An 11087-nucleotide genomic window follows, 5' to 3' on the forward strand; every position below is an offset into this window, starting at 1 on the left:
CGCGTTTACTCCGGAGCTTTAGCCGGCACAAACGGCGACACCGGGTCACTTGCCGGGAACGTTTCTTCCAGCGCCTGGTCCTGGTTGTCGCTGGCCTTGTCCTTACGCGATTTCTTTTCCTCGGCCGTTTCTGGATGCGAGGGTTGGCCGTGATCGGGGTGGTTGACGTCCTGGCGGTCGTGGGTCATGGCATGCACTCCGGTTGAGGAGTTCATGGGGCGCCGGGAGGGGTGAAGGCTGGGTGGGGGATGCGTCTAGGGGTTCATGGCACAAGCATCGCCGATGAATCGGCTCCTACGAGGCGGGGCGGCGTCAGGTCGTGCTTCCGCGGGCTCGAGCCAGGGCGGCGGCGAGAACGGCGCGGGAATAGGGCTTATGCAGGAGCTCCACGTCGCTTGGCGCGCCTTTGCCTCCGTGCTGCTGGGCGGTATAGCCCGAAGCCAATACCACGGCGACGCTGGGATAGTTCTCCCGAACGTAGCGCGCGAGGTCCAGCCCGTTGGTCTCGCCGGGCATGATCACGTCACTGAAGACCACGTCGATGTCCGTGCGCTGGGCGAGTACGTCAAGCGCCTGGGCGGCGTCGGCGGCCTCGAGGGTCGTGTAGCCGAGTGCGCCCAGAAGGGCCACGGACACCTCGCGCACGTTGATGTCATCGTCCACGACGAGCACGCGTCCGTCGCCTGCGGCCGTTGGCACCGGGGCCTCGGGCGAGGCGACCGCCACCTCGTCGGTATAGGGCAGGCACAGGTCGATCGTCGTGCCCTGCCCCACTTCACTGGTAACGCTCACGAAGCCGCCCGATTGCCTCACGAAACCATAAACCTGGCTAAGACCCAGCCCTGTGCCCTTGCCCAGTGCCTTGGTGGTGAAGAACGGATCGAAGATGCGCGCGGCGGTCTCGGGCGTCATGCCCGTGCCGCTGTCGCGCACGCGGAGCACCACATAGGTCCCCGGCTCAGCCGACATTGCCAGCGCCTCGCGCGGCGTCAACGTAGTGAGCGATGTCGTGATCGTCAGGCGGCCGCCATGCGGCATCGCATCGCGCGCGTTGATCGCCAGATTCAGGATCGCGGTTTCGAGCTGGTGTGGATCGCTTCGGCAATACCAACGCTGTGCCGGCCGAGGAAGCTCCAGCGAAACCGTTTCGCCCAGGGCGCGGCCAAGCAGCGTGGCGAAGTCTCGCAGCAGGTCGTCGACGCAGACGGGCTGCGCCTGCAGGTCCTGCCGGCGGGAGAAGGCCAATAGCTGCTGGTTCAGACTGGCGCCGCGCTCCACGCCCGCTTTCGCGGCGGCGAAGAAGCGCTGGGCTTTCGCATTGTCTGCGGGTACGGCGCTCTCCAGCACATCCAGGCTGCCGCCGATGACCATCAGCAGGTTGTTGAAGTCGTGGGCGATGCCCCCGGTGAGCTGGCCAACGGCTTCCATCTTCTGCGCCTGACGCAGCTGAATCTCCATCAGGCGACGCTCGGTGATATCGCCGACGACACCGACCAGACGTGCCGGCACGCCGTCGCGATCATAGGTACGGCCTTTGACGTGCACCCAACGATGAGTGGCGGCCTCTCCTGCCGGACGCACGCGCCGCTCGAAATCGAGGACGCCGGTTTCCATGGCCTGCTCGAAAGCCGCTCTCACCTCGTCCTGTTCATGGGCGAGGAACGGTTGCGACAGCGACTCGAGCGTGCGGCCCTCGGGACCGGCCTGCGCGAGTCCCAGGATGACTTCAGCCTGCCGTGAAATCGTGACCGTTCGGTCCGCGAGATCGATGTCCCAGCTACCCATGCCCGCCGCATCGAGCGCTACCGCAAGGCGATCTTCCACGCTGCGTCGTTCGGCTATTTCGCCGGCCAGTTGCGCATTCGCCGCCGACAGCTCATGGCTGCGCTGCCGGGCGTGCGTGAGGTCGGTCGCGATCACACAAATGACGCGCGGCATGCCGGGTTCAAAAGGCAATTCGACGGCCGACAGCGTCACCGGAACGACGCGGCCATCGATGCGGCGAAGACTCACTTCCGCTGCCCTGCCCGCTTCCGCACCCGGGGACAGCATCTCGGCCATCAACGCGGCATCGGCACGCTCCAGATACGGCACGACGGAGCGGCCGATCATCGACTCGCGCGTCGAGCCCAGCAAGGAAGCGAAGCGTTGGTTGCAGTAAAGGACCACCCCGTCCCCCGTCAGGGTGACGGCACCTTCCTGCATGTGTTCAACGAGCACGCGATAGGGCCGGTCGGCACTCTCGAGCGTGTAGATGCGCTGCCCCTCGGGATGGTGGACGACCACCGCGTCGACTTCACCCCGACGGATGGCATCCAGCGTTTCTTCCGCCTCGCGCAGCCGTTCCTCGAGCTGTTCGCGGCTGGGCAGTTCGTCTTGCAGGTAATCGTCGCGCACCATCAGCCTCGTTCGGGTGGCCGTGGCGCAAGGTCGAGCCCGGCCAGGACTTTGAGCTCATCGGAGAGGTCCCCGATGATGCGACGCAAAGGCTCGGGCAACACCTTGACCAGCGTCGGCGTGGCAACGATCTGCAGGTCCCTCGTTGTCTCCGGGCGCTCGTACACATCGATAACCTCGAGCTCGTACCGGCCATCGAGATTCTCTTCGCAGATTTTGCGCAGGTTTTCGATGGCACGCGTGGAACGGGGCGTGGAGCCGGTGATGAACAGTCGCAGCTGGTAGTGCGGCAACGAGGTCATGTCGCGGACGACCGCGGGATCATGTCCAGGCCCACGAGGACGCGCTCCGCATTGGACAGGTCGCCGATGACGCGACGCAGCGGCGGCGGCAGGCGCCGGATGAGTGTGGGGACCGCCACGATCTGGTCGCCCGCAGCCAGCTGCGGCGTCACCTGCAGGTCGACCACTTCGATGGTGTAACGCCCGGCCAGATGCTCTTCGCAAAGCCGCTTCAGGTTGGCGATGGCCGCCAGCGACTTGGGCGTCTGGCCGGCGACGTACAGGCGAAGGTGAACCTGGCCATCGTCGTCGAGGGGTACGTCGTGTGCGGCGCTCACAGGTCACCTCGCAGCGTCGACATCAGGGATCGGTCGGCATGGCGGTTGGTGGCGTCCACCTCGTCCTGCTCGCCCATCCGGGTCACCTCGGCCTCTTCGCTCTCCAGCTCGGCCTGCAGTTCGGCGATCTGCCGCTCAACCGCAACACGACGTCGCTCCAGCACCCTCCGGCGGGCCGTGATCCTGTCCTGCCTGGACTGTTCGGCCTCCCGTTCGCGCGCTTCCTGGGCGACCCGTGCGGTGCCGGTGAGCACACCATCGGGTCCGACGTAAACGGGCACCATCTCGATGCCGTGATCCGTCAGGCGGTATTCCCGCAGCTGCTTGGAATGGCTCATGCCGCGTGCCTTCAGCAACGAAAGGACGCGATTGCGTTCGCCGTTGGCCTCGAGATCGGTCAGCGCAATCCAGATGTCCATGAGCGAGGAAACATCGCGCTCACCGTCCGTCATGGCGTCACCCGTAGACGACAGGGACGTAAAGAGTGCCGTGATGCCGCGGCTCTTGCAGATGTCGGCCAGTCGCAGCAACGTGGCGTTGACCTCGACCGCGGGGCCACGGAAGGCCGAGATCGGGTCGACCACGATGACGCTGGGGTTGTATGTCTCGATATCCCGGTGCATGCGCGCCAGATGCATCTCGAACCCGTAAAGGCTCGGGCGGGCCGCTTCGAACACCAACAGACCCGCATCGCGGTGTCGCTGCAGGTCGATACCCACCGATCCCATGTTGCGGATGACCTGGGCGGCCGACTCTTCGAAGGCGAAATACAGGCTGCGTTCGCCACGGGCACATGCCGCGTCGACAAACGAGGCCGCGAGCGTCGATTTGCCCGTACCGGCGGAACCCGACACCAGCACGCTGGAGCCACGGTAGTAACCATGACGTCCTAGCATGGCGTCCAGTCCCGCGACGCCGGCAGAGATCACCTCCGACGACACCTCGTGCGCCAGCCCCGCCGAGGTGATCGGCAACACGGTCACGCCTTGCTCGTCGATGAGGAAGGGATATTCGTTGGTCCCGTGGGACGAGCCGCGATACTTGATCACGCGCAAACGGCGTGTCGTCACCTGGTCGATCACGCGGTTGTCGAGCAGGATCACGCAGTCGGAGACGTACTCCTCGATGCCGTACCGGGTGAGCTGGCCTTCGCCACGCTCCGCGGTCACGATCGCCGTGACGCCCTTGGCCTTGAGGAAGGCGAAGAGGCGGCGCAACTCCGATCGCAGCGTGGCCGAATCCTCCAGCCCCGCGAACAATGCTTCGACCGTATCCAGGACGACGCGTTTGGCGCCTATCGTGTCGATCGCGTGGCCAAGACGCACGAACAGGCCTTCCAGATCGTAGTCACCGGCTTGTTCGATCTCTCCACGCTCGAGGCGCACGTAGTCCACGACCAGCTTTTTTCGCGCGATGAGATCGTCGAGGTCGAAGCCGAGCGAGGCGACGTTGGTGGTGAGCTCGTCCTGGCGCTCCTCGAAGCTCATGAAGACGCCGGGATCGCCGTGATCTTCGGAGCCCTTGACGAGAAAAGTGATGCCGAAGAGCGTCTTGCCGCAGCCGGCCGCGCCGCACATAAGCGTGGGACGGCCTTCGGGCAGGCCTCCGAAGGTGAGCGCGTCCAGTCCGGCAATGCCGGTGGGGGTTTTGCGCAGCGGTGGGGCCTTGTGTGCCCCGGGGTTCTGGGCGGAGACCTGGTCGGTCATTCGATACCTTTCTTTCTCGGGCTTGTTTATGCCGGGAAAGGGTATCCAGATCGCGTGAAGCGACGGTGATCGGCCCGCCTATCTCCCGGTCGACTGGTCACCGCGAAGCGTCATGACGGTGCTTGTCACCATCGCAAGGAGTTTGCCGTCCTCACGGGTGATCGCGCATTCGTAGTAGCTGGTGGTCCTGCCCAGGTGCACGGCCTTCGCCGTGGCCCTGATCGTCGCCTCCCATACGGGGCGGAAGAAGTTAATCCGCAGGTCCACGCTGGTGAACGACTCGCCTTCCTTGAGGGTCACCGCATGGGCTGTCCCGATCGCGGCATCCGCGATATCGCAAAGCACGCCGCCATGAATGGTTCCCATGGGATTGGCATGTCGGGACGGATCGGTGCGCATTTCGAGCGTGGCACCACCTTCCTCGATGGCGACCAGACGGAAGCCGAGCGTGGCCGCGATAGGCGGCGGATACGCCATGCGACTCGATTCGCCGGGTGCGAGCGTGCCGTCGATGTGTTTTTGCAGGTGCTCGAGAATCGAAAGTGGCATGGTTACTACCGCGCATGACTGATTCATGACGATAGTAATTTGATGAATTCGTCCCTGCAACCGCGCTATCGCGATGCCCCTGCATTGGGACGGCGTGCTCCCTCGATGTCCTCCAGCGGCTCCGGCCCCGTTTCCAGCAGCGCCTTGTGGACCCAGCCACCGACGGCGCCACCCACCAGTGGCACCACCCAGAACAGCCACAACTGGCCCAGTGCCCAGCCACCCTGGAATACGGCAACGCCCGTGCTTCGCGCCGGATTCACCGAGGTGTTGGTCACCGGAATGGAAACCAGATGGATGAGCGTGAGCGCCAGGCCGATGGCCAGCGGCGCAAAGCCGACCGGAGCGCGCTTATGCGTGACGCCAAGGATGACGATGAGGAAGAACGCCGTGAGGACGAACTCGGCAACAGCCGCCGCGGCCAGCGAGAAGCCGCCGGGAGAGTGCTCGCCGTAGCCGTTGGTGGCGAAACCGAGCGCGACATCGAACCCGGGCTTGCCGCTGGCGATGATGTAGAGCACACCACCGGCAGCGATGCCACCGATGACCTGGGCGGCGACATATGGGACAACATCCTTCGCCGGGAAACGACCGGCCGCAAAGACACCCACTGTTACGGCAGGATTGAAATGAGCGCCCGAGATGTAGCCGACGGCATAAGCCATCGTCACGACGGTCAGGCCGAACGCGAGCGCGACGCCTGCAAAACCGATGCCCAGTTCCGGAAAAGCGGCGGCGAGTACCGCGCTGCCGCAACCACCGAATACCAGCCAGAAGGTACCGAGGAACTCAGCCAACAAGCGCCTGGACATGAGGTGACTCCTTGAGCTGCGGGTAACAAATACTCGGGGCCTGGGCACCGCAGCGTCATGCGTACAATTACTGTGTCGATGCTAGGTAAGCCTTCGCTAGGTCGCCATGCCCAGGGCATCTAGCCTCTCGCCATGACCTGATGCCGGCGCCAACGCCACTGAGGCCGTGATGCGCGCGGGAGTTCTCTTCAGCGAGTCCATGCACGTCGAGATGCTGCGACGCCTGCGGCTGATCCATGTCGACGACCGGCGCGAAGCGACGCGACGCGTCGTCCTGGCGATCACCCTCGGCTGGGTGCCGCTGCTGGTGCTGTCGCTGGTCAGTGCGAACGCCACGTCGATGCCTTCGTTTATCCGTGACGTAGCCGTACACGCCCGCTTCCTGCTTGCCGTTCCCCTTTTCATCGTGGCGGAATACGTCGTCCTGCCACGTCTGGAATCGATGGCGACGTATTTCGCCGAGACCAACCTGGTGCCCTACCGCTATGGCAGCGCGGCATGCTGGCCGGCGGCTTCTCGATGGCGGGCTGGTGGCACCTCGCCATCAGCCTGCCGCTCCTTCTGGGGCTGGTGCTCGCGTGGCTCTGGCGATTGGGCGTATGGTTCCGGTTCCTCTGGCGGATGGCGCATATGGGCCTCTACCTGGTCTCGGCCCACCCCGACCAGACCGGCGGCCTGCAGTTCCTGGCGTACTCGCCGCGAATCCTGTCTACGCTCGCGCTGCCTATCGGTATTGTCGTTGCCGGCACGCTGGCCAATAAAGTGATCGCGGGTGCATCGCCCATCGGCCACGAGGCGACGCCGATCGTCACGGCCGTGGTGACGCTCCTGTTGTTTGCCACCCCGCCACTGGTTTTCACACGTGCACTGCTGGTGGCCTGGCGCATCGGCGTCTACCGCTACGGCGACCTCGCCGCGCGCGCTGGCGAAGTGTTCGAGGCCCGGTGGTTTGCCGAGGGCCAGAAGCTGGACAGCGACCTGCTGGAGCGCCCTGACTTCTCGGCGACAACCGACCTCTACGCCATCACGGCGAATGTTTATGCGATGCGGACGGCCATCTACGACATTCCCGGCCTGCTATCGATCGTGGTCGCCACGGCGCTTCCGTTCGTGCCGATCTGGCTCTCCGCCATTCCCTTCTCAACCATCGTCAACCATCTCGTCGACGCGCTTTTCTGATTCCTCTCGCTGCCAGGGCCACCGTCCCTCCACTTCGAGGATCAGCGACCAGCTGAGGAAGGTACGGATGACGACCAGAAGGCCGAGCGAGAGCACGCTCTGCACCGAGCTGTCGAGCGCAATAGTGCGCACGATATCGGCGGCAACGAGGATCTCCAGGCAAAGCAGCAAGGCCCTGCCCAGTCGCTGCTTGTACTGCTTGTAATGCGCGGGAGGATTAGCGACCCGGCGGAGCAGTCCCGCGAGGTAGATCGCCGTAGCGGCGACGATCGCGCAGATGATCAGGGCCGTCGCGAGCAACTCGATACCGAGCGCAGCGACCTCGATCCAGGTGTGCGCGCTGCTGGCGGCTTCCATGGCGAGCTTTCCCCTGTGGTCGGGTAGAGGGCAGATTGAGGGGCATTGTCGAGCGGCGGGGCGCGTTGCGGCGACCGAGCAATTACGGGGGTGGCGACCGTAGAAGTACGGGGGTGGTGATTGGGCTGTGGGGTTGTCCCTTATATTTTATGGTTATTCAATATGTTATGAAACATTGTTCTTGTGGAATCGCCGATGAATCGGCTCCTACAGAGGAGGGATCGCGGTGTTTGGAGGGCAAGAATGTCATCGACCTTGGCGCGATGATCGTGCTACGTTTTTGACCAGCAGGCCGGTGTTCCGACACCGCCTCGAAGTAAAGCCGAGCCACGTCGCCGTCCGTTTACCGGTCGGTCTGTCCAAGCCAGGTTTCGAGGGAGCTCAAGTCATGCCACTCACTCGCCGTGAGTTTCTGAAAGTCACCGGGATGGGGCTCGCTGCCGGCAGTCTCGGCATGCTCGGCTTCGGCGCCTCGGGCGTCGCGCAAGCGGCCGCGGTGCGACCCTTCAAGCTGGCCCACGCCACCGAGACACGTAACACGTGTACTTACTGCTCGGTCGCCTGCGGCATCCTCATCTACAGCATGGGTGACCGGGCCAAGAACGCCCTCTCCAACATCATCCACATCGAAGGTGATCCGGATCATCCGGTGAACCGTGGCACGCTGTGTCCGAAGGGCTCCGCGCTGCTCGACATCGTGCACGCCCCTACCCGCCTGAAAGCGCCGCGATATCGAAAACCGGGCGGCACCGAATTCGAGGAGGTGTCCTGGGACTTCGCCCTTGACCGCATCGCGCGGCTGATGAAGGAGGACCGCGACAAGCACTTCATCACGCAGAACGCGGCAGGCACCACCGTCAACCGCTGGATCAGCACCGGCATGCTGGCGGCCTCGGCCTCATCCAGCGAGACCGCCTACCTCACATGGAAGGTGGCACGTTCACTCGGCATGGTGGTGTTCGACAACCAGGCGCGCGTCTGACACGGACCGACGGTGGCCAGTCTGGCCCCATCATTCGGTCGCGGTGCGATGACCAACACCTGGCAGGACATCAGGAACGCCAATCTCGTTATCGTCATGGGTGGCAACGCCGCCGAAGCACACCCGTGCGGCTTCAAATGGGTGATCGAAGCGAAGATCGAGAACGGCGCCAAGCTCGTCGTGGTCGATCCGCGCTTCACACGTACCGCGTCTGTAGCCGACTACTACGCCCCGATCCGTCCGGGTACCGACATTGCGTTCCTCAGCGGCGTGATGCACTACCTGCTGGAGAAAGACACGATCCAGCACGCCTACGTGCGCGCTTATACCAACGCCAGCCTGATCGTTGCGGACGGCTTTTCCTTCGAAGACGGTCACTTCAGCGGCTTCAATGGCGAAACCAACACCTACGACAAATCGAGCTGGAACTATGAGTTCGACGAACAGGGCTTCGCCAAAACGGACGACACCTGGCAGGACCAACGATGCGTCATCAATCTCCTGAAGCAGCACGTGTCACGCTACACACCGGAGATGGTTTCGCGGATCACGGGCACGCCGCAGGATAAATTCCTGCACATATGCGAACTCATCGCCGCCACCGCCGCGCCGGACAAGGCGATGACCAGCCTGTTCGCGCTGGGTTGGACGCAGCATTCGGTCGGTGCGCAGAACATCCGCGCCATGGCGATGGTCCAGCTGCTGCTGGGCAATATCGGCGTGGCCGGCGGTGGCATGAATGCCTTGCGTGGTCACTCCAACATCCAGGGCCTGACCGACATCGGCCTTCTGTCGAACCAGATGCCCGGCTACCTCAGCCTGCCGACGGACAAGGAAACCAGCTACGACGAGTACATGAAGACAAAGCTGTTCAAGCCGCTGCGCCCGGGGCAGACCAGCTATTACCAGAACTACGGCAAGTTCGTCGTCAGCCTCCAGAAAGCCCTGTGGGGCGACGCGGCGACGAAAGAGAACAACTGGGGCTACGACTGGTTGCCCAAGCTCGACATTCCGCTGTACGACATCATCAAGGCGTTCGAGATGATGAACAACGGAGAGATGACCGGCTACATCTGCCAGGGCTTCAATCCACTGCAGGCCTTCCCCGATCGCGGCAAGATCCGCCGCGGCCTGAGCAAGCTGAAGTTCCTCGTCACCATGGACCCACTGGATACGGAGACGTCCCGCTTCTGGCAGGACTTCGGACCGCAGAACCCTGCAAAATCCTCCGACATCCAGACGGAAGTGTTCCAACTGCCGGTGACCTGCTTTGCGGAAGAGAGCGGCTCGCTGGTCAATTCGGCACGCTGGCTGCAATGGCACTGGAAAGCCGCCGAAGGCCCCGGCAAGGCCATGTCCGATATCTGGATCATGAGTGGCATCTTCCACCGCCTGCGCGAGATGTACCGGAAGGACGGCGGCGCCTTCCCCGATCCGATCTTGAACATGTCGTGGAAGTACACCAACCCGATCGCGCCTGATCCCGAAGAACTGGCCAAGGAGATGAATGGCCGTGCGCTCGCCGACCTCACCGATCCGGTGACGGCTGTGGTGACCAAGGCAGGCTCGCAACTGGATGCCTTTGCGCAGTTGCGCGACGATGGCACGACGGCGTCGGGTTGCTGGATCTTCGCCGGCTCGTTTACCGAGAAGGGCAACCAGATGGCCCGCCGTGACGCCACCGACCCTCGCGAGCAAGGCATCGCACCGAACTGGGCGTGGGCGTGGCCGGCCAACCGGCGCATCCTTTACAACCGCGCCAGCGCCGATCTGGACGGCAAAGCCTGGAACCCGAAGAAACCTGTTATCGAGTGGAACGGTACGCGCTGGGCCGGCATTGACGTACCTGACTACGGTCCGACCGTGAAGCCCTCCGATGGCGTCGGACCTTTCATCATGAACGCCGAAGGTCTGGGCCGCCTGTTCGCCCTCAACCTCATGGCCGAAGGTCCGTTCCCGGAGCACTACGAGCCATTCGAGTCGCCTTCGGAAAATGTGCTGCATCCGAAGGTGCCCAACAACCCGGTGGCCCGTGTCTTCGCGGACGATCGTGCGTCGTTCGGGCACCGGCGGGACTTCCCGTATGTCGCGACGACCTACCGCCTCACCGAGCACTTCCATTTCTGGACCAAGCACGCACTGATCAACGCGATCCTCCAACCGGAGGAATTCATCGAGATCGGCGAAGTGCTGGCGAAGGAAAAGGGTATCGCACAGGGCGGCTGGGTGAAGGTGTCGTCCAAACGTGGCGAAGTGATCTGCAAGGCGTATGTCACCAAGCGCATCAAGCCGATGACGGTCGATGGCAAGTCGACGCATGTGATCGGCGTGCCCTTGCACTGGGGCTTCACCGGACAGGCCAGGAAGGGCTACGGCGCCAACACGCTGACCCCGTCGGTGGGTGACGCCAATACACAGACGCCCGAGTTCAAGGCGTTCCTGGTCAATATCGAACGCACCGCCGCTCCGGCCACCTGAGGCGAACG

The 11087-nt window shown here is 63.7% G+C and carries 11 protein-coding genes; 2 read left to right on the top strand and 9 right to left on the bottom strand.

Annotated elements, in window-relative coordinates; all coding sequences use genetic code 11:
- Window positions 1–5: 5 nt before the first annotated feature.
- The 8 genes from HB634_RS03555 to HB634_RS03590 all read right to left on the bottom strand — a co-directional run bounded on the left by HB634_RS03555 (window position 6) and on the right by HB634_RS03590 (window position 6419).
- Entirely contained in the window at window positions 6–188 is a 183-nt protein-coding gene (locus HB634_RS03555; protein WP_063572219.1) for a hypothetical protein, read from the bottom strand.
- Window positions 189–312: 124 nt separating this feature from the next.
- A complete protein-coding gene (locus tag HB634_RS03560) occupies window positions 313–2400 on the bottom strand; it encodes a PAS domain-containing sensor histidine kinase (protein ID WP_213947571.1) in 2088 nt (695 codons plus the stop codon).
- Entirely contained in the window at window positions 2400–2699 is a 300-nt protein-coding gene (locus HB634_RS03565) for a circadian clock KaiB family protein (RefSeq protein ID WP_063572426.1), read from the bottom strand. The genes HB634_RS03560 and HB634_RS03565 overlap by 1 nt, the downstream gene beginning before the upstream one ends.
- The gene (locus HB634_RS03570) at window positions 2696–3016 is read right to left on the bottom strand and encodes a circadian clock KaiB family protein (RefSeq protein ID WP_063572427.1); all 321 of its coding nucleotides are present in this window, start codon (window positions 3014–3016) and stop codon (window positions 2696–2698) included. Before HB634_RS03570 ends, HB634_RS03565 begins: the two co-directional genes overlap by 4 nt.
- Window positions 3013–4722, bottom strand: a complete 1710-nt coding sequence (gene kaiC, locus HB634_RS03575; protein WP_213947572.1) for a circadian clock protein KaiC — start codon at window positions 4720–4722, stop codon at window positions 3013–3015. Before kaiC ends, HB634_RS03570 begins: the two co-directional genes overlap by 4 nt.
- A gap of 78 nt (window positions 4723–4800) precedes the next feature.
- Window positions 4801–5271: a PaaI family thioesterase gene (locus tag HB634_RS03580; protein WP_082879127.1), complete on the bottom strand. Its 471-nt coding sequence runs from the start codon at window positions 5269–5271 to the stop codon at window positions 4801–4803.
- A 65-nt stretch (window positions 5272–5336) separates the two neighbouring features.
- On the bottom strand, window positions 5337–6083 hold the full coding sequence (gene aqpZ / locus HB634_RS03585) for an aquaporin Z (RefSeq protein ID WP_213947573.1): 747 nt from the start codon (window positions 6081–6083) through the stop codon (window positions 5337–5339).
- Window positions 6084–6179: 96 nt separating this feature from the next.
- Window positions 6180–6419, bottom strand: a complete 240-nt coding sequence (locus tag HB634_RS03590) for a hypothetical protein (protein ID WP_213947574.1) — start codon at window positions 6417–6419, stop codon at window positions 6180–6182.
- Between the two features lie 162 nt (window positions 6420–6581).
- Between HB634_RS03590 and HB634_RS03595 the strand changes: the two genes are divergently transcribed.
- The gene (locus HB634_RS03595) at window positions 6582–7262 is read left to right on the top strand and encodes a hypothetical protein (RefSeq protein WP_213947575.1); all 681 of its coding nucleotides are present in this window, start codon (window positions 6582–6584) and stop codon (window positions 7260–7262) included.
- Here HB634_RS03595 and HB634_RS03600 read toward each other — a convergent pair.
- A complete protein-coding gene (locus tag HB634_RS03600) occupies window positions 7224–7619 on the bottom strand; it encodes a DUF1622 domain-containing protein (protein WP_063572432.1) in 396 nt (131 codons plus the stop codon). The genes HB634_RS03595 and HB634_RS03600 overlap by 39 nt on opposite strands.
- A 388-nt stretch (window positions 7620–8007) precedes the next feature.
- Here HB634_RS03600 and fdnG point away from each other — a divergent pair, with 388 nt between their 5' ends.
- Entirely contained in the window at window positions 8008–11079 is a 3072-nt protein-coding gene (gene fdnG, locus HB634_RS03605; RefSeq protein ID WP_157503856.1) for a formate dehydrogenase-N subunit alpha, read from the top strand.
- Window positions 11080–11087 lie beyond the last annotated feature (8 nt).

This window comes from Luteibacter sp. dw_328 (assembly GCF_018449605.1).
Classification (GTDB): Bacteria; Pseudomonadota; Gammaproteobacteria; order Xanthomonadales; family Rhodanobacteraceae; genus Luteibacter.

Bases quoted from the DNA above. Each gene is read 5' to 3' on its own strand.
- HB634_RS03555 (WP_063572219.1), bottom strand. From the start codon at position 188: ATGACCCACGACCGCCAGGACGTCAACCACCCCGATCACGGCCAACCC.
- HB634_RS03560 (WP_213947571.1), bottom strand. From the start codon at position 2,400: ATGGTGCGCGACGATTACCTGCAAGACGAACTGCCCAGCCGCGAACAG.
- HB634_RS03565 (WP_063572426.1), bottom strand. From the start codon at position 2,699: ATGACCTCGTTGCCGCACTACCAGCTGCGACTGTTCATCACCGGCTCC.
- kaiC (WP_213947572.1), bottom strand. From the start codon at position 4,722: ATGACCGACCAGGTCTCCGCCCAGAACCCCGGGGCACACAAGGCCCCA.
- HB634_RS03580 (WP_082879127.1), bottom strand. From the start codon at position 5,271: ATGCCACTTTCGATTCTCGAGCACCTGCAAAAACACATCGACGGCACG.
- aqpZ (WP_213947573.1), bottom strand. From the start codon at position 6,083: ATGTCCAGGCGCTTGTTGGCTGAGTTCCTCGGTACCTTCTGGCTGGTA.
- HB634_RS03595 (WP_213947575.1), top strand. From the start codon at position 6,582: ATGCTGGCCGGCGGCTTCTCGATGGCGGGCTGGTGGCACCTCGCCATC.
- HB634_RS03600 (WP_063572432.1), bottom strand. From the start codon at position 7,619: ATGGAAGCCGCCAGCAGCGCGCACACCTGGATCGAGGTCGCTGCGCTC.